The sequence below is a fragment of the Nocardia sp. NPDC019219 genome (assembly GCF_040632645.1).
GTDB lineage: Bacteria > Actinomycetota > Actinomycetes > Mycobacteriales > Mycobacteriaceae > Nocardia > Nocardia sputorum.
This window is the reverse complement of record NZ_JBEYCG010000021.1, coordinates 135,594-156,592: the sequence shown is the minus strand read 5'-3', so window position 1 is coordinate 156,592 and position 20,999 is coordinate 135,594. Positions and strand designations below refer to the sequence as shown.

Annotated in this window: 16 protein-coding genes; 3 read left to right on the top strand and 13 right to left on the bottom strand. The window is 69.1% G+C overall.

Going from position 1 to position 20,999, the window contains the following annotated elements:
* Together ABZ552_RS30775 and ABZ552_RS30770 are read right to left on the bottom strand one after the other, a co-directional pair.
* A partial coding sequence (locus tag ABZ552_RS30775) for a type I polyketide synthase (RefSeq protein WP_357441463.1) occupies positions 1-1,803 on the bottom strand: 1,803 nt, incomplete at its 3' end.
* A gap of 1,661 nt (positions 1,804-3,464) precedes the next feature.
* On the bottom strand, positions 3,465-4,664 hold the full coding sequence (locus ABZ552_RS30770) for an alpha/beta fold hydrolase (RefSeq protein WP_281873420.1): 1,200 nt from the start codon (positions 4,662-4,664) through the stop codon (positions 3,465-3,467).
* Positions 4,665-5,022: 358 nt separating this feature from the next.
* Here ABZ552_RS30770 and ABZ552_RS30765 point away from each other — a divergent pair, with 358 nt between their 5' ends.
* Positions 5,023-5,628, top strand: coding sequence for a YdcF family protein (locus tag ABZ552_RS30765; protein WP_357441455.1), 606 nt, complete (start codon positions 5,023-5,025; stop codon positions 5,626-5,628).
* Positions 5,629-5,674: 46 nt separating this feature from the next.
* A complete protein-coding gene (locus tag ABZ552_RS30760) occupies positions 5,675-6,712 on the top strand; it encodes a fused (3R)-hydroxyacyl-ACP dehydratase subunits HadA/HadB (RefSeq protein WP_281873422.1) in 1,038 nt (345 codons plus the stop codon).
* 10 nt (positions 6,713-6,722) lie between these two features.
* Here the strand turns inward: ABZ552_RS30760 and ABZ552_RS30755 are convergent, their stop codons facing one another.
* From ABZ552_RS30755 to ABZ552_RS30740, 4 genes are read right to left on the bottom strand one after another with little or no spacing between them, the layout of a single operon-like run.
* On the bottom strand, positions 6,723-7,769 hold the full coding sequence (locus tag ABZ552_RS30755) for an LLM class flavin-dependent oxidoreductase (RefSeq protein ID WP_357441453.1): 1,047 nt from the start codon (positions 7,767-7,769) through the stop codon (positions 6,723-6,725).
* A gap of 42 nt (positions 7,770-7,811) precedes the next feature.
* The gene (locus tag ABZ552_RS30750; protein ID WP_357441461.1) at positions 7,812-8,822 is read right to left on the bottom strand and encodes an alpha/beta hydrolase family protein; all 1,011 of its coding nucleotides are present in this window, start codon (positions 8,820-8,822) and stop codon (positions 7,812-7,814) included.
* A gap of 14 nt (positions 8,823-8,836) precedes the next feature.
* Positions 8,837-9,787, bottom strand: coding sequence for an acyl-ACP desaturase (locus ABZ552_RS30745; protein WP_281873427.1), 951 nt, complete (start codon positions 9,785-9,787; stop codon positions 8,837-8,839).
* Positions 9,788-9,844: 57 nt separating this feature from the next.
* The gene (locus ABZ552_RS30740) at positions 9,845-10,825 is read right to left on the bottom strand and encodes a transcriptional regulator (RefSeq protein WP_281873429.1); all 981 of its coding nucleotides are present in this window, start codon (positions 10,823-10,825) and stop codon (positions 9,845-9,847) included.
* Between the two features lie 526 nt (positions 10,826-11,351).
* On the opposite strand from ABZ552_RS30740, the gene ABZ552_RS30735 reads away from it, so the two are divergent.
* Positions 11,352-12,902: an acyl-CoA carboxylase subunit beta gene (locus tag ABZ552_RS30735; RefSeq protein WP_357441451.1), complete on the top strand. Its 1,551-nt coding sequence runs from the start codon at positions 11,352-11,354 to the stop codon at positions 12,900-12,902.
* A 216-nt stretch (positions 12,903-13,118) separates the two neighbouring features.
* Here ABZ552_RS30735 and ABZ552_RS30730 read toward each other — a convergent pair whose 3' ends face one another.
* The 7 genes from ABZ552_RS30730 to ABZ552_RS30700 form a co-directional block, all read right to left on the bottom strand.
* Positions 13,119-13,700, bottom strand: coding sequence for a hypothetical protein (locus tag ABZ552_RS30730; RefSeq protein WP_281873432.1), 582 nt, complete (start codon positions 13,698-13,700; stop codon positions 13,119-13,121).
* Positions 13,682-14,341: a TetR/AcrR family transcriptional regulator gene (locus ABZ552_RS30725; protein WP_281873433.1), complete on the bottom strand. Its 660-nt coding sequence runs from the start codon at positions 14,339-14,341 to the stop codon at positions 13,682-13,684. The genes ABZ552_RS30730 and ABZ552_RS30725 overlap by 19 nt, the downstream gene beginning before the upstream one ends.
* Before the next feature lie 187 nt (positions 14,342-14,528).
* Entirely contained in the window at positions 14,529-15,479 is a 951-nt protein-coding gene (locus ABZ552_RS30720) for a helix-turn-helix transcriptional regulator (RefSeq protein ID WP_281873435.1), read from the bottom strand.
* Between the two features lie 92 nt (positions 15,480-15,571).
* Positions 15,572-16,516, bottom strand: coding sequence for a helix-turn-helix transcriptional regulator (locus ABZ552_RS30715; RefSeq protein ID WP_281873437.1), 945 nt, complete (start codon positions 16,514-16,516; stop codon positions 15,572-15,574).
* Between the two features lie 312 nt (positions 16,517-16,828).
* Complete coding sequence (locus ABZ552_RS30710) at positions 16,829-17,893, bottom strand: fused (3R)-hydroxyacyl-ACP dehydratase subunits HadA/HadB (protein ID WP_281873439.1); 1,065 nt, start codon at positions 17,891-17,893, stop codon at positions 16,829-16,831.
* 176 nt (positions 17,894-18,069) lie between these two features.
* On the bottom strand, positions 18,070-19,470 hold the full coding sequence (locus ABZ552_RS30705; RefSeq protein WP_357441448.1) for a lipase family protein: 1,401 nt from the start codon (positions 19,468-19,470) through the stop codon (positions 18,070-18,072).
* A 234-nt stretch (positions 19,471-19,704) separates the two neighbouring features.
* Positions 19,705-20,880 (bottom strand): lipase family protein, encoded by a 1,176-nt coding sequence (locus ABZ552_RS30700; protein ID WP_281873442.1) that lies wholly within the window; start codon positions 20,878-20,880, stop codon positions 19,705-19,707.
* Between the last annotated feature and the right edge of the window lie 119 nt (positions 20,881-20,999).

The window sequence follows — 20,999 nt, the reverse complement described above, 5'->3', positions numbered from 1 at the left end:
AACCCCCAACAGCGGATCGAACTCCCCACACAACTCATCGAAAACCGCAGCAAACACCGGAAACGCCGCATACAACCCCGCCCCCATACCCACCCACTGCGCACCCTGACCCGTGAACAAGAACGCCGTCTTCCCCGGTAAGCCGACACCGTCGAGCGCACCACCTGCGGCGCCGGCCGCCAGCTCCGCCAATCCGGACAGCAACTGGTCTCGATCGCCGCCGACCACCGCGGCGCGGCGGTTCCATTGCGCCCTGGTCTCGATCAGCGCGGACGCCACGCTCCACGGGTCGGCGTCCGGATGTCCGAGCAGCCACTCGTGCAACCGGGCTGCCTGGGCGCGCAGCGCCTCCTCTGTCTTAGCCGACACGAGCAACGGCACGGCGTCGGCCGCGCAAGCGGGCCCGGCGTCGCGGTCCGCCGGCTCGTCGCCGGATACCGGCGCGGGCGCTTCCTCCACGATCACATGCGCGTTCGTCCCACTGATCCCGAACGACGAGACACCCGCCCGGCGCACCCGTTCTCCGGCAGGCCACCGCTCCGCCTGCGTCAACAACCGCACCGAACCCGCCGACCAATCCACGTGCGGCGACGGCGCGTCCACGTGCAAGGTCTTCGGCAACGTCTCGTGCCGCAGCGCCTGCACCATCTTGATCACGCCGCCGACACCCGCCGCCGCCTGCGAATGACCGATGTTCGACTTCAGCGAGCCGATGCGCAGCGGCTCGTCGCGCTGCTGTCCGTACGCGGCGATCAGTGCCTGCGCCTCGATCGGATCGCCGAGCGAGGTGCCCGTGCCGTGTGCCTCCACCGCGTCCACGTCCGTGGGCGTCAGCCCGGCCGCGGCCAGCGCGGCCGCGATCACCCGCTCCTGCGACGGACCGTTCGGCGCGGTCAAACCATTGCTCGCACCGTCCTGATTCACCGCCGAACCGCGAATCACCGCCAGCACCTCGTGCCCCGCGCGCCGCGCGTCCGACAAACGCTCCAGCACCAGCACACCCACGCCCTCGCCCCAGCCCACGCCGTCCGCCGACGCCGAGAACGCCTTACAGCGCCCGTCCGCCGACAACCCGCGCTGCCGGGAGAATTCGATGAACAGGAACGGCGTCGACATCACCGTGACGCCACCGGCCAGCACGAGGGATGTCTCGCCGCGGCGCAGGGCCTGGCAGGCCAGGTGGATGGCCACCAGCGACGACGAACACGCCGTATCCACCGACACGGCGGGGCCTTCCAGGCCCAGCGTGTAGGCCACCCGGCCGGAGACCACGCTGCCCGTCGAACCGATTCCCGCGTAGCCCTCCGCGATGGGTCCGGCCGCTCTGGCGGTGTGCTCGTAGTCCTCGTACATCACGCCCGCGAATACGCCGGTATCGCTGCCGCGCAGCGAGGTCGGGGCGATACCGGCGTTCTCCAGCGCTTCCCAGGAAGCCTCCAGCAGCAGCCGCTGCTGCGGGTCGGTCGCCGCCGCCTCCCGGGGACCGATGCCGAAGAATCCCGCGTCGAAGTCGCCCGCGTCCCGCAGGAAGCCACCCGAACGCGTGTACACCTTTCCGAAGCGGTCCGGGTCCGGGTCGAACAGCCCCTCCAGATCCCAGCCCCGGTCGGCCGGGAACTCGCCCACGGCGTCCACTTCCGCCGCGACCAGCTCCCACAACTGCTCCGGCGACGCGGCCCCGCCCGGATACCGGCAGCTCATGCCGACGATCGCGATCGGTTCGTCGATCTTCTCCCGCAGCTGGGTCAGATCGTCGCGCGTCGTCATGAGTTCGACGGTGACCTTCTTCAGGTACTCCAACATGCGGTCGGACGAGTCGCCAGCGCCGTTGTCCACGTTTCACATCCCGGGTATCGCAGGGTCGACAAAGAAACCCGGCGGCGCGAGCAGCGGCGCGGGTTCGCAAGAACTACCGAGTGGTTCGGTCAGGTATCGGTGCCGAAGCAGCCGGTCGAGGCGCCCGCGAGCGGCAGACGAGGCCGGCGCGCGTCGCGACCGCGTATTTCCACGGAGGAATGTTTCTCCGCGGTTATCGAGATGGACATCTCGACGTCACCCTCAGTGACGGAAAAGCCGACACAGCGGAACATCCTGTGTACCACGGATCTTTATCCGAGGCGAGCACCTTACTTCCCAGAGCTGAGAAGACGAATCCATAGCACATTTGCAATCTTTCTTCGGCAGGCAAAGCGCCAGGACAAGCGTCCAGTCGCGTGCTGAGCGTTAGCCTGCCAGCCGTTCCGCTTTCCCGCAAGTGATCCGCGAACCCCTCGTTCGCGCAAAGATCCGGCGCGCGTTCCCAGGCCCCCGAGGTCGAATCAGGGACACCCCTGCGGCCTCGAAGCGGCCGCGCGAATGCACCGCACCGGACCGATTGCCGCCATGGCATGTGCGAACGCCGAGCGTGCACGCCACTTCACCGGACGAGCAAACCACGGACCAGAACCCCCGCGGCGCTGCGGATCAGCGGCCTGAGCCGTGCCGCGTCCGAGCGAAGCACACCGGCCGACTCCGGCCCGCGCCGCGCAGCGATGCGACAGAACCGTTTGCTGAAAACCTCGACTACTCGGCTCTCACCGAGGGCCCCGATAGGAAACACTGCGAAATCGACTTCTCGGCGAATACCTGAAAAACACGCCGCAATACGGTTGCGGCCGCCCGTCCGGGCGAAAATTCGCTTGAGTGCAGATACCGGCGCAGCGAGATTCAACCCATCTCGACCGCACTTCGCGCTTGCAAACCGATCCGCAACGGATACAGCGCACAGTTCTGCACCTAGCCGGTTTACCGTCATTTTATAACGATCATTTTGTTCACGCCATTGAACAAAACTCTATTCGGCTTATTCTACGAATATTCGGCAGAGGCGAACGGTTGGCGTCCCGGAGAATTTCGGCAACGGGTCGGATGCCATACCGGACTACCGGGCGAGCCGGCAGTTCCGATCGAGGGCGTGCCCCTCGGCGGATGCGCTCACCCACCGGGGGCGCACCCGGCTCGAGAAGATCTCGGATCCAGCCGACCCACGCCGGACCAACTGCGGCCCCGAACCGTTCGGAGACACGGCGCTGTGCAGGCAACGGCTGCGTGCAGGCGGAAACAACGACGAGCGGATCGGCGGCGGCGGCGAAGCCACCGGAGCACTTCCTTCGGCTGCCCTCGAAAAAGTCTGAGCCGGTGGACTTCTCGGCTCGTCACAGCAGACAGCGCCGACATCCGGGACCCGTGGCGGTCCCGGATGTCGGCACTGAAAAGGTCCAGAAACCCCGATGCCCACCGAGCAGCGGGTGCGAGGAGCCGCTCGGTGGGCATACCGCCCGCGCAGGGGACGTGCGCGCCGGACAGAGGCGGGTTGAGGGATCCCGTCCGGCGGGCAGCACGCGTGGCGGTCGGTGCTCCCGTCGAGCGGCGGACGGAGTCGGGGCACGAGCCACGCCGCTCGACGGGAGCAGGTCATTCGGTGATCACAGCGAGCCTCCGCCGCCGAGCAACCACGGGTTGAAGGTGCAATCCAGATTCGGATGTCCGGCCGGGTCCAGTGCGCGCAGCGCGATGGACAACGCCCGCGGCGAATACATCATCGTGAGGTGGTCGGACACGTCTTGTTCGCATCCGTCCTGCAGCGTGATGTTCTGCACCGTCACACCGGGCGCCGGCTTCAGGAAGGTCAAATCGTAGGGATTGGTGATTTCGTCATAACGGGTGCCGACGACGGTGTAGTCGACACCGGAAATGGTGTCGCCGCCCTCGTTGAGTTTGTTGACGAAGTCCGAGCCGATCGTCTGCTGGATGCCGGCGTGGCCGACGAAGATCTCGATGAAGCCGAGGATGTCGATACCGAAGTTGTTGATCGCCCGGCCCAGCGCACCGATGCCGTCCAGACTGGTGCCGTGATGCGTGGCGCCGTAGGTGATCAGGTTCTTCACCTTGGCCGCGCCGCCCTCGAACTTCGTGTACCAGTTCGACATCGACCCGCCCTGGGAATGCGCGACGAGGTCCACCTCCGACGCCCCGGTAGCGGCCAGCACCCGATCGACGAAGGTGGCCAGCTGCTTGGCCGAGTCCTGGATGTACCCGGTGCCCATCACGCCCGGCAGCACCGAGCCGAGACCACCGCCCTCGAGCAGGTTGGACCGGCCGTAGTTGAAGGTGAAGGTGCAGAAGCCCGCGTCCTTGATGGGCTGCCCCATGAAGGCGAAGCCGTTGTAGGCGTTCATCCAGGTGCCGTGCACCAGCACCACCGGGCGCGGATGCTCGGCAGTCGGCTTGCAGTTCCAGTCGTTGGCCCCCGGCGGCGCGACGTCCGGATGGGTGAGCCCGTAGCCGAACGCGGCCAGCCACGAGGTCATCGGCGGACCGTAGCCGACGGTGTCGCTGGCGTAACCGCCGGAGGACCCGGAGCTGCTGCCCGACCCGCCGTAGCAGTCGCCGGAACCGTTGCCCGAGCCCGCGCCACTGCCCGAGGTGCATGCCGAGCCGGTGCCCGCGCTGCCCGAATCGGCCACCGGCGCCACCTTGCGGCCCGCCGCGATGTAGTCGGCCAGCTGTTGTTCGGTGGGTTTCGCCTCCGGCGCCGCGTTGGCGCCCGAGGCGCCGACGGCGAGCACCGACACGCTCAACAGCACCGCCGCCAACGACGAGCGCCCGTAGGTACTTCGTTTCATGAGTTGCCTTCCTGCAGAACCACGGTGTTCGACCACCGGCGCCGTTTTCGCTGGTCATCGGCACCGAAGCTGCGCCAACGCTAAAACCGCCGAACGCGGCGTCCTATGCGGAACGGCTGGGTCTGGAGAGCTCACGAATGCGATTTGTCCCGGCTAGGGATGCGACACAAAGGGCGCGTAAAGGGCGATCCCGCAATTCCTCCGATAGGGCAGACGGCACAAGCGGGCGGTGCGGGAACGGTGAATTATCCAGATCACCAGGCGATTACGGTTCCGCAACGACCGGCGGCCGCATCATGGATGGACGCTGCACCCCAGCCATCGGTGGCCATCCGATGGCTAACCGCTTGGAGATCCCTTGTCCGCCAATCCGGTTCCCCTCGCCCGCGCCGTGCTGGGCGCGCTCGCGGTCACCGCCGTGCTGATCCACCTGCCGCACGCCCACGCGGACAACTCGGGATCCGCCGACGCCGAGCCCGCGAGCGCCGCGCCCTTCGCCCTCCTCCCCGGGCCGTCGCCCACGGTGCACGGGCCGGTTACCGCCATCGTCGTGCTCGGCTACGGGCTGCTGCCCGACGGCGGCATGCGCCCGGAGCTGATCGACCGGCTGCGCGCCGGATACCTGCAGGCCCTGCTGGCCCCGGTCTCGCCCGTCATCGTCACCGGCGGCAACGCGCGCAACGGCATCACCGAGGCACGGGCCATGGCCGACTGGCTGATCGCCCGCGGCATCCCGGCGGCGCGGATCCACCTCGAGCCGGAGGCCGACACCACCGCGCAGAACGCGGCGCGCTCGGCCACGATCATGCGCGCGATCGGCGCGCACGACGCCGTGGTGATCACCTCCGCCGACCACGTCGACCGGGCGGTGGGCACCTTTCACGACGCCGGGGTGGACGTCGTCGGCACCGTCACTCCCGAGCAGGTGCCGTCCCGGATCTGGCGGTTCGGTCCCTTCGCGTGAGCGCGAGCCCACAGCGATCCACCGTTTTCGCAATACAGGAGCAATCATGAACGACATCGCGGTGCATCCGGCCGATCAGGCGAGGTCGCTGGTCGACCACCGTTACCGTTCCACCTTTCGCTATGAAGTGGAACGGGAAAAGATCCGCGAATTCGCCCGTGCCGTCCAGGATTCCCATCCGGCACACCGGAGCGAGGCCGCCGCGGCCGAACTCGGCTTTCCCGGACTGATCGCGCCCGCGACGTTCAGCGCGATCATCCTGACCAGAGTGCACCGCGAAATTCTGGACACGCTGATCACCGGTTACGACCCCACCCGGATCCTGCACGCGGACCAAGTTTTCGACTTCGGCAGGCCGTTGGTCGCGGGCGACCGCCTGACCTGTGACATCTACTTCGAATCGTTCCGGCACTTCGGCGATTACGACGTCCTCGCGATCAAGAGCGTGCTGATCGACCAGCACGGCGCGGTGGTGCAGACCGGCTCCAGCGCGCTGCTCGCGCGCGTCGGCGGGCGCGATCCGGGGTTGGCCGACGCCGTCCGGAAAGTCGCCATGGGACAGCGCTTCCCGGACGCGACGGCCCGCGGCAGCGCGGTGGTCCCGGCCGCGGCGGACCATCTCACGCCGTCACCGGCCCGCCGCACCCCACGGCCGCGCATAGCGTTCGCCGACTTGTCGGTCGGCACGGAACTGCCCGTCCGCACCATGCGCCTGTCCCGGGGCGACTTGGTGAACTACGCCGGAGTGACGGGCGAGTCCAATCCGGTGCTGTTCGACGAACGGGTCGCCGTCGCCAGCGGCCTGCCGACCGTGGTCGCGCCCGGCATGCTGAAACTCGGCATGGCCACCTCGTTCCTCAGTTCCTGGCTCGGTGACCCCGCCGCGGTCACCCGTTTTCGTGCGCAGTTCGCGCACAACACCCACCACCTGCGCATTCCACCGCTGGGGGTGGGCACGATCCAATTCCGCGGCCGGGTCACCTCGATCGATCCGCGCAAGCGGCGGGCGACCATCGCGGTCGACGCCCGCGCCGAGGGACGCAGGCTGTTCGGCTACGCCGCCGCCGAGGTGCTTTTCCCGTAGCCGGCGGCCGTCAAGCGGCGGTACCGGCGCGCGCCCCGGCTCGATCGCCAGCGCCGCCACGCGGCAAGCCGGCGAGCAGTGCCAGGCGGCGATGCGATTCCAGCCGCGCGGCTCGATCGTAGGTGCTGGTGTGCACGAGGATCTCGTCGGCGCCGGTCCGGCGCACCAGCCGGGCCAGTTGTCCGGCGACCTCGTCCTCGGTGCCGTACAGCTGGCCGCGCAGCCCGTCGTCGACGAGCCCGCGCTCCCGATCGGTCATGCCGTGCGCCTCGATCTCCGCGGGCGGCAGCAGGGGCGGGAACTCCCCACGGGTACGCGCGTACGCGGCCGACCACGCCTCCGGCAGCAAGAGCCGATAGGCCTGCGCGGTGGTGTCGGCGATGACGACCGAACCGGACACTACGACGTAAGGGGTGGCGCCCGCCGGACCGGGGCGGAACTCGGCACGATAGCGCTCGATGGCCTCGACCATGCGGTCCTCGTCGCCGACCGCGGCGATCACCAGCGGCAACCCGAACCGGGCCGCCCGCTCGGCGCCGGACCCGGTCGCCAGCAGGAAAGCGGGAACACGCAGCCCCTGCGCGGGCCAGGCGTGCACACCCCGCCTGCCTTCGCCGAAGTACGCCAGGAGTTCGGCGAGCTGGGCGTCGAAGTCCTCCGCGTCGCCCTTGTCGTGCCCGAGCGCGCGCCGCACCCCGTCGGTGAATCCGACCGAGCGGCCCAAGCCCATGTCGATGCGTCCCGGGTACAGCGATTCCAGCACGCCGAACTGTTCGGCGACCACCAAAGGCTGGTGGTTGGGCAGCATCACGCCGCCCGTGCCGACCCGGATCCGCGCGGTGGCCGCCGCCACCGCGGCCGCCAGCACGGTCGGCGCCGACCCGGCCACTCCCGGCACACTGTGATGCTCGGAGACCCAGAAGCGGTGATAACCCCATTCCTCGCTGAGCCGCGCGAACTCGACCGTCTCGCGCAATGCGGCCGGATGGCTCTGACCGCGCCGGACGCGCGAGCGATCGAGGACGGAGAACCGGACAGTGGACAGCGCCGAGGTCATATCGGTGTCAACGCGAGCGCGCCGCGCTGATTCCGCCCGCGGTCAGGAGGACGCGGGCACCCCCAGCGCCTGCGCCAGCACCCGCCACGCCCGCGGCAGCTGCGCCTGGAAATCCGGCCACGTGTGCATGCCCTCCGCGGTGTACTCCACGGTGGCGGGAACGCCCAGTTCCGACAGCCGGCCGGCGAACCGCTCGGTGCAGGCCCGAGCGCCCGCCTCCAGCGCCGCGCCGCCGCCCGCGGTGCGCAGCGCCTCCGCGACCGTCGGGGAATTCGCGACCGCCACCAGGTCGGCGCCGGTCGGCAGACCGGCGGCCGCCGAGAGGTAGATCGCGGTGTCGCGCAGGCGTTCGGCGTGCAGCAGGCTGTCGTGCGCGGCCCATTCCGGCGAGCTCGGCGGGCCCCAGAGGTTCTCGACGTTGCCGCCGCGTGAGGCGACCGTGATGGTGGTGACCGCGTGCCCGAGCGGGTCGGCCGTGGAATAGCACCCGCTCATCCCGGCGACGGCGCGATACCAGCCGGGGTGGCGCTGGGCGAGCATCATCGCCGCCTGCGCGCCCATCGAGACCCCTGCGATGGCCCGGCGCCCGTCGGTGCGCAGCAGCGATTCCACGATCGGCGGGAGCTCGGTGGTGAGAAAGGTCTCCCAGCGGTTGAGCCCCAGCGCGGCGTCCTGCCGCATCCAGTCGCTGTACATGCTGCCGGTACCGCCGCCGGTGAGCACCACGTCGACCGGTTTGCCCGCGAAGAATTCGGCGGCACCGCCCTTGGTCAGCCACGCCGACGTGGCGTCGCCGTCGACGCCGTCGAGCAGATACAGCACCGGACGCGGCCCGTCGCCGCTGCCGCGCAGCACATCGACGGTGATGATCCTGCGCATCGCCGCGGAGGCGATCGACAGGCGTTCATGACCGGCCCCGGCCTGCTCGATCGAGAGCAGCCCGGTCCGCGTCATGGCCGGGTCCACCGCGGGTGGCGGGGTCGCGGGCACCGGATCGGCGAGCACGGGCGCGGCGCCGACGGCGGCGATGAGGGCCATCGCCGCCGCGGTCATCGGCACACGCGGGCTCATCCTGCCGCGGCGGCCCGCTCCGCCTGTCTGGCCGCCGCGCGTTCGCGCTGCTCCTCGAACCGCCGCGCCCGGATCTCGAGCTCGGTGAGATAGGTGTGCAGTTCGTCGCGCGCGCGTTCGCCGTCGCCGGTCAGATCGGTGCGTTCGAAGACCTGCCACGCGCGCAGCACCGGACGCACCACCACGTCGAGATGCTGGCGCAGGTCGTAGATGCCGTGCTTGGCCAGCAGCACCGCGTTGCGCCGGAAGTTCGGCTGGGTCGCCCCGGGCATCTGGAAGCGGGTGACCACGGAGGTGATCGCGCGCAGCGCTTCGTTCGGCACCAGGTCCAAGGCCGCGGCGCTGATGTTCCGGTAGAAGATCATGTGCAGGTTCTCGTCGGCGGCAACTCGCTGCAGCATACGCTCGGCGAGCGGTTCCTCGCAGGCCGCTCCGGTATTCCGGTGGCTGATCCTGGTCGCCAGCTCCTGCAAGGTGACGTAAGCCACCGAACGCAGGAACTGCTGTTCGCTATCGGGTTTGGCGAACCCGGTCGTCATGTGCGCCATCCTCGCCTGCTCCAGCGACACCGGATCGACCGCGCGGGTGACCACCAGATAGTCGCGCATCACGATGGCGTGGCGGTTCTCTTCGGCGGTCCACCTGCCCACCCAGGTACCCCACACGCCGTCCCGCGAGAACGAGTCCGAGATCTCCCGGTGATACGACGGCAGATTGTCCTCGGTGAGCAAATTGGTGATCATCGCGGTCTGCGCGACCTCGGACAGACGGGATTGGCCCGGCTCCCAATCGATTCCGCCGAGGGCGGCGAAATTGCGGCCGTCGTCCCACGGCACGTAGTCATGGGGATTCCATGATTTCGCCTTGCGCAGATGGTCATTGAGCAGGCGTTCGGCAGTCGGCTCGAGTTCGCGCAGAATATCGCGATCGGACAATGCGGTGGTCACTCGCACTCCTTTGCTCACCCTCGACATCAGGGCACACTCGACGATAGCGGGGGAAAATCAGGCCGAACGACCGATCACGCGATCGTTGGGCGAGGTGACGATGGCCATATGGCCCGGCTGGGGCAGTTCACAACCCGGCGTCTCCCCTGCGTCGGCCACCCGATACAGCCCTGGAGCCCTGCCCGCCGCGCGCACCCGGTCCAGCAGGTCGTGGGCACGACCAGCCAGTTCCGGGATGCGCGCGGTGCGCCCGGTAGCCACCGCCGCGGTCAACGGCACCTCGGCGGCCGCACCGACGATGGCCAGCACATCGTCGGTCATGGTGAAGGTCCCAGTGCGGGCGGGCACGTCGTCGAGCGGGACCAGCACCGTGCCGCCCGCGGCGGAGAGCACCGACAACGCGCGTGAGCCGAGCGGATCGGCCAGCGCGGCCTGCACGCGGCGCAGCTTGCGCCGGGCCGCCTCGGTGCCCGTGTGGGGTCTTCGCTCGTCCGGATGCGCCGGAATGCCCAGCGCCACGACCTGGTAGGACCGGGCGATCGGAATGCCGGTGGCCCGGGCGAGCTCGCCGACGGCGTGGCCGCCCAGCAGCGCGGAGACCAGCGTCTGCGCGGCGGTCTGATGTTCCCGCGCGACCGCGCGATGCTCGTCCACGTAAGCCGTGGACGCCGCGACGGTCACCATTTCCAGCACGTGGACCGCGAGCCGCGCACCCGCGAGAAAATGATCGGCCCGCTCGTCGGTGGCCTCGTCGGCGAGAAATTCCAAACCGTCGCGTATTTCGTCGTGATACGCGCCGAGCACCGTTTCCAGCGCAATGCCCTCCCGTGCCCAGCGCGAGGCGGAACCGGCGATTTCCGGGGGTCGCGACGCGGGGGTCGCCCGTCGCGGAACCAGCCGTTCGACGGCGGCCGCCAAACAGTTACGCGCGGTGGTCGCCACATCACCGGACGTGTCGTGACCGGAACGCTCGGCCAGATGTTCGACGAGTTTCGACGCCCACGTCTCGGTACTCGTTCTGGGCTGCCTGTCCATCATGCCTCCCAAAGGCTAGCGACGGATCGTGATGGAATCGAGATATGGCGCCCCGCATCGGGTAAGTCATCAGCGGCCGCCCGGCTCGTTGGGCGCGATCACAAGCGTTCGAAGGGATTTGGCGACAGCGGCAGGCTGCTACGGCGAGCACGGCCGCGCCATCCTGGGCGGAACCCGCCGGCGCCGGCGCGGGGCCGCCGATTTCCGGAATATGTGACGCAGCGCCGTCCGCGCATTTCCGGCGCTGCGTCGAGATCACCCTAGATCCGTGGGCGCCGCCTGAGAAGACCTCCTCGGTGCTGTGAGGACGGTTCAGCGCCGGCCGCGGCCACGATTGGGACGTCGCACAGTTCGTGTCGTCGCAGTGGACCGGACCGACGCGTGCTATGAACCCAGGAATCGAAACGCAAACCTGTGAGCTGTTCCATGACATATTCCGAACCGCTGTGCCGCGGATCGCGGCGCCGATAGCATCGAGCGCCGCGTTGCCGTACGGCGTCGCGACGAGTATCTAGGGGCTACACCACATATGAGCGGTACCCGAGAAAAACTGGACGAGCTGCGGGGGATCTTGGCGCTGGCCGAGGAGCCCGCAGGCGAGAACGGCATCGCGAAGCGCAAGAGCAAGGGCATTCCCAGCGCGCGGGAGCGGGTGCGGGCCCTTCTCGACCCTGGGAGTTTCGTCGAGATCGGCGCGCTGGTGCGCCAGCCGGGCACTCCCGGAGCGATGTACGGCGACGGCGTGATCACCGGGCGCGGCCGGATCGACGGCAGGCCGGTCGTGGTGATCGCGCATGATCAGACCGTCTTCGGTGGCTCGGTGGGTGAGATGTTCGGCCGCAAAGTCGCCGCCGCACTGGATTTCGCCACCACGAACGCCTGCCCGGTCGTCGCGATCAACGACTCCGGCGGCGCCCGCATCCAGGACGCGGTCACCTCGCTGGCCTGGTACGCGCTGATGAGCCGCCGCCAGGAACGGCTGTCGGGCTTCGTACCACAGGTCTCGATCATGCTGGGCAAATGCGCGGCGGGGGCGGTCTACGCACCGGTGAACACCGACGTCCTGATCGCGACCGAAAAGTCGTACATGTTCGTCACCGGTCCCGAGGTGATCAAGGAGGTCACCGGCGAGGAGGTGACCATGGAGGAACTGGGTGGCGCGCAGGCGCAGGCGGCCACCGGCACGGTCCACCATGTCTCCGCCACCGAGCAGGACGCCTTCGACTGGGCGAGGACCTATCTGAGCTATCTGCCGTCGAGTTGCCTGGAGCCGGGCCCGGTCGTCAACCCGGGCCTGGAGCCGCACATCACGCCGCACGATCTGGAGCTGGACACGATCGTTCCCGATTCCGATCGGCAGGGCTACGACATGCACGAGATCTTGCTGCGCCTGTTCGACGACGGCGACTTCCACGAGATCAGTGCGGCCACCGCGCAGAACCTGATCACCGGCTTCGCCAGGGTGGACGGGCGCAGCGTCGGGGTGATCGCGAACCAGCCCTTGGTGCTCGGCGGCGCGATCGACGCCAAATGCTCGGACAAGGCGACGCATTTCATCCGATTGTGCGATGTCTTCGGGTTGCCGCTGATCTTCGTCGTGGACACCCCCGGCGTGCTGCCCGGCGTGGAGGAGGAACGCAGCGGGGTGATCAAACGCGGCGGGCGGTTCTTCCGCGCGGTGATCGAGTCGACCGTCCCGATCGTCACCGTCGTGGTCCGCAAGGCTTACGGCGGCGGTTACGCCGTGATGGGCTGCAAGCAACTCGGCGCCGACGTCAGCCTGGCCTGGCCGACGGCGCGTATCGCCGTGATGGGCGCGGAGAGCGCGGTGAGCATCGTCGCCAAACGTCAGCTCGCCCAAGTGCCCCCGGAGCAACGGGCGGCGTTGCGCGACTCCATGATCGAGCAGTACAACGCCACGGTGGCCACGCCGTGGATCGCCGCCGAGCGCGGTTACATCGACGCGGTGATCGAGCCCTCGCGGACCAGACTGGAGATCCGCCGGGCGCTGCGCCTGCTGCGCGAGAAGGAGGCGAGCGCTCAGCCCAACCCGCGCAAGCACAGCCTGTTTCCGGTCTGAGGCGATCTCCGACTCGGGTTATGGTGTGTCACAACGTAACCGGATCTATGTGGTGGGATCTCCGGCGATCGGCGCCGAATCCGGCCGCCCGGCACGCCGATGCCTTACTCTCGGGTCAGTGCCGGGTCGCTTCGTTCGCCGCGTCGCGCCGGCACGCGACGTGCCCGCTGCGCCTGTTCCCTACCCTCGCCCGGCGGGCACGCCGCACCACTCGGCTCAGCCGTGGCCCCAGGTGAGATCCGCAGCGATCCATTCGGTCTCCCATCGGCGCAGCCGCCGGCGATCCAGTCCGCGCCGCACCAGCAAGTAGCTGCCCGCGAACACGACCGAGACGCCGAGCACCGCGCCCGCGGTGAGCATCACCGCCTTGCTGGCGGGCTGGCTCGCCGAGGGCGGCTCCACGATCGCACCGCGCTCGTTCAGCCAGATCGGCACGGTGGAGCCCGGCTCCACCACCGTGGTCGACTGATAATCGCCGGTGTGGGCTACGCCGTCGGCGTCCTTCCAGGACACCCGGGCCGGCACCACCGGCGCGTACAGCGGCGCCTTCCCGGTCTCGACGACGGTGGCGTCCACCTGACGCAATCGCGCCGTCTCGGCTTGCACCGCGGCCGTTTCGGTGCGGTACACCCGGCCGCCGACGGTCACCGCCAGCACGGGCACGACGATCAGGAAGACCAGGGCCAGCAGCACCGCGACTCCGGTCTGCACTCGGTCTTCCCTGCGGCGCAGCGGGTTTCGATCCAGGCCGACGCGTCGGCACGTCCGGTGGTACATGTTCACCGACCCGGTAGACATGACGGTGACTCCTCGGTGCGGAATTCGGTGGTGAGGGTGACGAGGGTGTCGAAGAACTCTTCGACGAGGCCGGGCAGGCCCATGGGATCCGGGCCCGCCGCCCAGCTCTGCAGCGCCGCGAGCAGCATGCCCGCGCCCGCGCCCACGGCGGCGGCCGGACGCGGATCGGTCAGTGGATCCACCCCCAGGCGCGCCGCGATGATCCGGACCGATTCGCGCTGCCCGTCGATGCGAATGCGCTGATAACCGGCGAACAGCCCGGGCTCGTCCTCGAAGCGCTGGAACAGGACCCAGCGGCGGGCCAGCAGTGCGGCGCGTGCGCCGCCGTACTCGGCGGCGAGCCAGTCGTGGACGGCGTTGCGGTAGGCGATCAGGGGCGACTCCGCGGGCGGGCGACGGCACAGCGCCTCGTTGAACAGGTGGACGTCCTGATCGACATCGCCCAGGATCGCCTCCTCGATGGAGGCGAAATGCCTGCTGAACGTGCGCCGGGTGACCCCGGCCCGCACCGCGATGTCCTCGACGGCCACCGCCTCGAGCCCCCGCTCGGTGAACAGGTCGAACGCCGCGCGCGACAACGCCTCGCGGCTGCGCCGAGTGCGCAGCCGACGGCCGTCCAGACCGACACCGTCGTCGCTCATACCCAGAGCATACGCCCTATTGTCCCAATGGGACAATACATCGCCCTTCCCCGGCATACGGATCACCTCGCACAGGAGATGCCCGATTCGGGCGCACTGAATCGCCGTTCAGATCAGGCGGAGGGGAGCCGGGCCGCATGCCCGGTCCCCGGGGATGCGCGGCCGTGTCCAGCCGCGCGGGAGCCGGTCACCGGCTCGGGCGGTCCACCGGTTCGTCGACGGTCGGCGGGACGCCGTCGCGCAACACCTCGATCAGCCGGCGGGAATGCGCAGGCGAGGGAGCGAGCAGCGAGAGCTGGTTCAGCACCGCGTAGTACACGTCCAGGTCGGCGATTTTGTCCAGGTACAGCGCGCTGGTGAGCTGCTGGAGGTAGACGATGTCGGGCAGATCCGCTTCGGCGAAACGCAAGATCGTGAACGCACCATCGGTGAGCGCCGGGCCGCCCACCGGATCGGCCAACACCTGAATGGTGACGTTCGGCTGCGCCGCCACGCGCAGCACATGGTCGAGCTGGGCACGCCAGACGGTCGAGCCGCCGATCCTGCGGCGCAGCGCGGCTTCTTCGATGATCATCCACAACTGGGGCGGGCGCGGACCGGCGAGGATGTCCTGCCTGCGCATGCGCAGCGCGACACGGCGCTCGATCGCTTCCTCCGGCTCGCCCGGATGCGAGAGGGTGAGCAGCGCACGAGCGTACTCCGGGGTCTGCAGCAGTTCGGGGACGGCCCGCGGCTCGTAACTGCGGATCAGCCGCGCCGCCTGTTCCAGCCCGAGGTAGGTGTCGAACCACTTGGGCAGCCAGTCGTTGTCCCGCGCCCACCAGCCCGACGCACTGGCTTGCCTGGCCAATTCCAGATACCGCTCGCGTTCCGCGGGATCGGTCACCTCGTAGAGGTCGAGCAGGTCCACCAGGTCACGTTCCCGGCAGCCGGTGCGCCCGAGCTCCAACCGGCTGATCTTCGAATGCGACCCGCGGATGGCCTCGCCCGCCGCTTCGCGAGTGATACCACGGGCCTCCCGGAGACGACGAAGCTTGCCGCCGAGCACCATACGAAGGACCGTCGGACCGCCGCCGGACACCGGATCAGCACCGAGTCCGGGCGCGTCGGCAGGCTGTCGTACGTTCGAAGGACGCATGCCCCGAGTCTGCCATGACGACCCGATCGTGATCTACGGCCGAAAGTCCCTGTACACCCGGCTATTCATGGTCGCCCGGGTACGGCAGGGCGTCAGGCGGAGCCCGAGGGCAGGTCCACGATCCGCGGCTCGCGCTCGCGCAGCGCCGCGACGAGGTCGCGGGTGTACTCGGGCGGCGCGGCGTGCACCGACAGCAGATTCGCCACCGCCCGGTAGGCCGCGAGATCGGCGTCCTTGTCCAGGTACAGCGCGCCGGTGAGCTGCTGGAGATACACGATGTCGGGCAGATCCGCCTCGGCGAAGCGCAGCATGGTGAACGCGCCGTCGGCCAGCGCCGGGCCGCCGACATGATCGGCGAGCACCTGCACCGTGATGTTCGGCGCGTCCGCGGCCCGCAGCATGTGCTCGAGCTGGTCCAGCCACACCTGCGATCCCCCGATCCTGCGCCGTAGCGCCGCCTCCTCGACGATCAGCCACATCTGCGGCGGATCGGGCCTGGTCAGTATTTCCTGGCGGCGCATCCGCAGGGCCACCCGCCGCTCGATCGCCTCCTCGTCCTCGTGCGGATGCGCGAGCACGAACAGCGCGCGGGCGTAGTCGGGCGTCTGCAGCAGCTCCGGGACGACTCGCGGCTCGTAAGAGCGGATCAGCTGCGCGGCCTGTTCCAGCCCGAGGTAGGTGTCGAACCACTTCGGCAGCCAGTCGGTGTCGTGATGCCACCACCCCGACGTGTTCGCCTGCTGGGCCAGCCGCTTGAACTCCGCGCACTCCGCCTCGTCCGTGACGCCGTACAGCGCGAGCAGATCCACCAGGTCTCGCTCGCGAAAGCCGGTCCGTCCCAATTCCAGACGGCTGATCTTGGAGTGCGACCCGCGGATGGCCTCGCCCGCTTCCTCGAGCGAGATGCCGCATGCCTCCCGCAGCCGCCGCATCCGCCCGCCGAGGATCATCCGCAAGGCGGTCGGGCCGCCCTCAGCGGCGGGAGCCGTTCCACGAGCGATGGATTCGTTGTGAGGCCGCACTACCGAAGCACGCATGCTCCGAGTCTCGCACGAGCATCCCGCACACTCCAGCACCGAGCCCCGCCCAGCGCCGCGAATGCGCAGGTGTAAGCACATCCGCAAGATCGTTCCCGGGGTAGCCGGGGCCGCTCTTTCGAGCACAGGACGGCCGTCGCGCGAAACGACGCGGTTCAGGACGGATCGGCGCACCGCGCCTGGCGGTACGCGGCTCCGGGATCGACCGCGAAACGCCCCGCGACGCAAGCGAAAGCCGCAGTCGCGGGAACCTCCCGGCGACGAGGGGTCGCCGACGGCGGGGCACCGTTCGCGCCGTGAGCGGCGCTCGCTTCAGCGCAGCAGTACGTCCGCCGTCGCGCGACCGAACAGCTTGCGCTCCCCGCAGGTCGCCGTCAACGCGATGGTCGCGGCGCGGCGATCCGGATCCAATTGCTTGACCCGGCCCCGGAATTCGATCTCGCTCGCCTTGGTGGCCGGCACCGGGGCGAACCCGGCGAACCGCACCCCGTACCGGGTGACGGCGGCCGGATCACCGAGCCATGAGCTGAGATACCCGGCGCCGAGACCCATCGTCAGCAGTCCGTGCGACACCACGTCGGGCAATCCGGCGCTGCGCGCGACCACGTCGCTGAAGTGGATCGGATTCGAATCGCCCGACACACCGGCATAGTTCACCAGATCACCACGGGAGAGCAGCACCGTGCGCGGGGTGATCTCCATGCCGACGGACAAGTCCTCGAAAGCGGGAGCGGTGCGGGGTGTTCGGGGCTCGTCCGATGTGTCCGGCCGCAATTCCTCGTCGAAGCTCTCGACCAATCCGCCGTCGTCACCGGCCTCGCGCGCGGCCGCCGCGTCGGTGCGGTCAGCGGCCGACTGCCCGGTCATGATCACGCCCTCGACCGCCGCACGCAGATCGGCGGCGAGATCGACCCCGGTCTGCGCCACCGCCGTGGTGTGCGCGGTCTGCAGCACTTCCTTGTACTGGTTGCTCAGCACGTTCCTGGTGACCATGAAATCCTTGTCACCGAACTGCCGGAACGACTCGATGTACGAGTCGCACCGCACCTCGTCGCCGGCGACGATCGGCCGGTGCACCTGGATCGACTGCTCGGTCTGCAGCACCTGGCCGAGGTCGTAGCCGGTGAGCACGGACTCGAACATCTTGCGCTGCACCAACATCAAGACGATGGAGGAGAACGTCAGCGGCGCGACGAGCCCGTCGAAGCCGAGTCCCGCGGCCGCGTCCTCGTACCGGTGCGCCGGATGACCGTCCTGCAGCGCTCGCGCGAATTCCCGGATCTTCTCGCGCCCGACCTCGTACGAATCGGTCAGGCGGTAATGCCGTCCCACCAGCGCCTTGGCTTGCTCGGACGCGGTGGTGGTGATGTCGTTCATGTGCCTCTCTCGCAATACGGGCGTCACCCGCCCGGACCGGCCCACCGTACCGAAGCCACGACCACGCCGCGGGAAGGCCCTCGCCAACTCTGGGCATACGGTCCGAAGGGGACACCGTCTTGATCGCGAACGCAGGCACACCGCGTTACCGGATCCGTTCCGGCGCCGTCCCCTGGTCAGCACTCGTCGGGCGCCTGGAATCCCCGCAGCCGGTCGTCCAGCCAGATCATGGCGTCCGGATAACCGAGCGCACCGGCGATGATGTGCTCACCGAGCACACTGCGGTACACCGCGGGCACCCCTAGCCTGCACTGCTCCCGGTAGAGATTGCGCGCGCCCTCGGCCGGGATCCAGAACTCCTGTTCCCCGTTGTAGATGAACAGCGACGTGGCCGACCTCATGCCGGCCATCTTGGTCACCCGATAGATGTCCGCGGCCAGCGCGGAATGCAGCGGATCGGGGAAATTCGCGGCGATGTCGATCGGGAGCATCAGCACGCCGATCGCTCCGAAGCTGCTGCCGCACATGTTCTTCACCGGCGACGTGGCCACCCACTGGGCCAGATTGTTCATCCCGGCCAGGATCTCCGGCCGCTCGCGTCCGATCCCGAACACCGCGCCCATGAATATCGCCGAGGCGAGGTTGCCGTTCATGCTGCGCGCCAGGATCTCGAAGTCGGCGGGCACGCCGCCCAGCGCGGCGCCGACGATCACGTCCGTCAATTCCGGTGCGTAGCCGTCGATCAGCTTCACCGCCCCGTGGGTGGCGATCGCGCCGCCGGAGTATCCCGCGAGCCCGAACCGCGCGGCGCCGAACTCCTCCGGCAGCAGGGCGCGCACCGCCCGGATCGAGTCGAGCACGGCGTGTCCGGCCACGATCGGTTCGGCGTAGGCCATCGAAGGGCCCTCGTGGTCCGGGATCAGCACGGCGTAACCGCGCAGCGCCGCCACGTGCGTCGTGGGCGGCAGGAAGTCGGTGGTGCTGGTGTCGGGGTTGAGGCCGTGCGCGAGGGTGTATCCCGGCGTGCAGGTACGGCCGAGGGCGTCGATGGGTAGGTTGTTCACCACCACCGGCCGCTGCCCTGGCCCCGGCCATGGTGCGGCGGGAACGATCAGCGTCGCAGTGGCGTACGACGGCGCACCGTGGGCATCCGTCGTCCGGTACTTCACCAGCAGCGCGCGCTCGATGGGCAGCAGCATCAACGGCGCTGCGGTCGGGCGCACGTCGCGGACCTCGATGACCTCACCCGCGGCCAGTTCGCCGAGATTCGCGGGCCATAGGTCGAACATCGGGTCGCCGGCGGGCGCGGGCAGCGTGGCCGTGCGCAGCGCCGCCAGCGACGGCGACAGCGTGGTCGCCTCGTGCGCGGGGAAAGCCGGCTCCGGCAGCGGCGCGATCGGCGGCGGCGGGATCACCTGATCGATGAGTTGTTGCAGCCCGGGCAACAGTCCGCCGGGCGGGAAGACGCCGGACACGCCGGCCGGCGGCGGGGCGGGCGGTGGCTCCGCGGCGGCGGGGACGGCCAGCACGGAGCCGGCGGCGAGCAATGCCACAGCAATGGCAGGCGAGATTCTCATGGCACACGCCTTCGGGTGCGGAACGGCAACGTCGTCTGGCACCCGGGCGCACTGGCCTCGACCCCCGAAATGTCCCCTGTCAGACCGGGAGCCAGGACGTCAGGCTACGTCAGCGCCCCGGACTGGACGCAGTAAAGCGTCCGAGTTGTGTTGTCGTGTATCCATATCGCAACAACCGGACCGAGACCCGTATCCGGACAACGGGTCCCGGTTCGGCCGTCCGCGTATCGTCGCTCAGCAGTTGCTCGGCGCGGGCTCCCCTCGGAAACGGGCGTCCAGCCAGTTCAGTGCCGCGGGAATGCCGAGCACCGCCGCGGTCAAATGGTCCGGAACCGGGATCTCCTCGGTCTGCACCCTGGCGCCCGCGGCACACCACCGCTTGTCGGTGTTGACCACCGCGTCGATCGGGATGAGGCCGTCGATCGGCGAGTGCCATTCGAACACCGGTGTCTTCGGCACGCCGTCGTAGAGTTCGAGGCTGTTCTCCTCGACCACGGCGCGCGCGGTGTCGTCGTTGATCATCGAGGTGGTCTTGGCGAAGTCCAGCGCGCCGCGGCCCGCTCCCGTGGCGAGGATGTCGTTGGTGCAGCTGTTGGCGATCTGCGCGCGAGCGGCCAGACCCCGCTCGTTCAGTTGATCGCTCAGCGGGAACCGAGTCGGATACTCCCGCTCCAGCCCGAATCCGGCGGCGAACGCCAGACCGAACACCGGATGCGGATTCAACCCCAGTCCCTCGAGCATCTTCACCAGGTTCATCGGCACGCCGCCCATGGCCGCGCCCGCGATGTCGAGTTCCGGCGCGTACTTCGGCTGCAGAGCCGCCGCCCACGCGGTGGCCATTCCGCCGCCGGAGTATCCGACCATCGCCACCGGGCTGCGCTGCACACCGAGTTCTGCGACCTGCTTCACCGCGCGGATCCCGTCGAGCGTGATCTGCCCGCCGAGTTTCGCGGCGCCGTAGGCGAAGTTCGGGCCGAGGTGGTCGGGCAGCGCGACGCTCCAGCCGCGGGCCAGCAGGACGTTCCAGCCGGGCGCTTCCCGCACGACCAGATTCGGATCACCGGTGTAGAGCACCCGAGAGACCGAGCACTCCGAGCCGAGCCCGTTGATGATGTGCTGGAACGACAGCAGCGGGCCGTCGGCGCGATGCGCCTTCGGCGTCAGCACCGTGGTGGTGGCCGCGATCGGTTTCCCCTCCGAACTCGTCGACCGGAACCGGATGACGGTCACCGTGGTCTCCGGGAAGATCGCCAGCGGCGGCATCACCTTGGTCGCGATGACGTCGCCGGGTTTGCGGTCGGCGATATCCGCGGGTGTCGCATAGAAGGGATCCGGATCGGGCTCGGGGTACAACGGCGTGCCGACCGCCGCGCCGGCCATGCTCGCGACCAGCACCAGGCCCGCGGCCATCGCTCCGATCGCACGTGCGAGACGTCGTCGCCCCACTCCCCTACCCAACGAACGTGGGCCCTGACTCATCGACGTGTGCCTCCTGAATCATTCAACGCTGTGCTCATCCTCGGCAACAT

What these genes read in the sequence shown, in the direction of transcription:
- ABZ552_RS30770 (WP_281873420.1), bottom strand. Translation starts at nt 4,664, where the DNA reads ATGAAACGAAGTACCTACGGGCGCTCGTCGTTGGCGGCGGTGCTGTTG.
- ABZ552_RS30760 (WP_281873422.1), top strand. Translation starts at nt 5,675, where the DNA reads ATGAACGACATCGCGGTGCATCCGGCCGATCAGGCGAGGTCGCTGGTC.
- ABZ552_RS30755 (WP_357441453.1), bottom strand. Translation starts at nt 7,769, where the DNA reads ATGACCTCGGCGCTGTCCACTGTCCGGTTCTCCGTCCTCGATCGCTCG.
- ABZ552_RS30750 (WP_357441461.1), bottom strand. Translation starts at nt 8,822, where the DNA reads ATGACCGCGGCGGCGATGGCCCTCATCGCCGCCGTCGGCGCCGCGCCC.
- ABZ552_RS30740 (WP_281873429.1), bottom strand. Translation starts at nt 10,825, where the DNA reads ATGATGGACAGGCAGCCCAGAACGAGTACCGAGACGTGGGCGTCGAAA.
- ABZ552_RS30735 (WP_357441451.1), top strand. Translation starts at nt 11,352, where the DNA reads ATGAGCGGTACCCGAGAAAAACTGGACGAGCTGCGGGGGATCTTGGCG.
- ABZ552_RS30730 (WP_281873432.1), bottom strand. Translation starts at nt 13,700, where the DNA reads ATGTCTACCGGGTCGGTGAACATGTACCACCGGACGTGCCGACGCGTC.
- ABZ552_RS30725 (WP_281873433.1), bottom strand. Translation starts at nt 14,341, where the DNA reads ATGAGCGACGACGGTGTCGGTCTGGACGGCCGTCGGCTGCGCACTCGG.
- ABZ552_RS30720 (WP_281873435.1), bottom strand. Translation starts at nt 15,479, where the DNA reads ATGCGTCCTTCGAACGTACGACAGCCTGCCGACGCGCCCGGACTCGGT.
- ABZ552_RS30715 (WP_281873437.1), bottom strand. Translation starts at nt 16,516, where the DNA reads ATGCGTGCTTCGGTAGTGCGGCCTCACAACGAATCCATCGCTCGTGGA.
- ABZ552_RS30710 (WP_281873439.1), bottom strand. Translation starts at nt 17,893, where the DNA reads ATGAACGACATCACCACCACCGCGTCCGAGCAAGCCAAGGCGCTGGTG.
- ABZ552_RS30705 (WP_357441448.1), bottom strand. Translation starts at nt 19,470, where the DNA reads ATGAGAATCTCGCCTGCCATTGCTGTGGCATTGCTCGCCGCCGGCTCC.
- ABZ552_RS30700 (WP_281873442.1), bottom strand. Translation starts at nt 20,880, where the DNA reads ATGGCCGCGGGCCTGGTGCTGGTCGCGAGCATGGCCGGCGCGGCGGTC.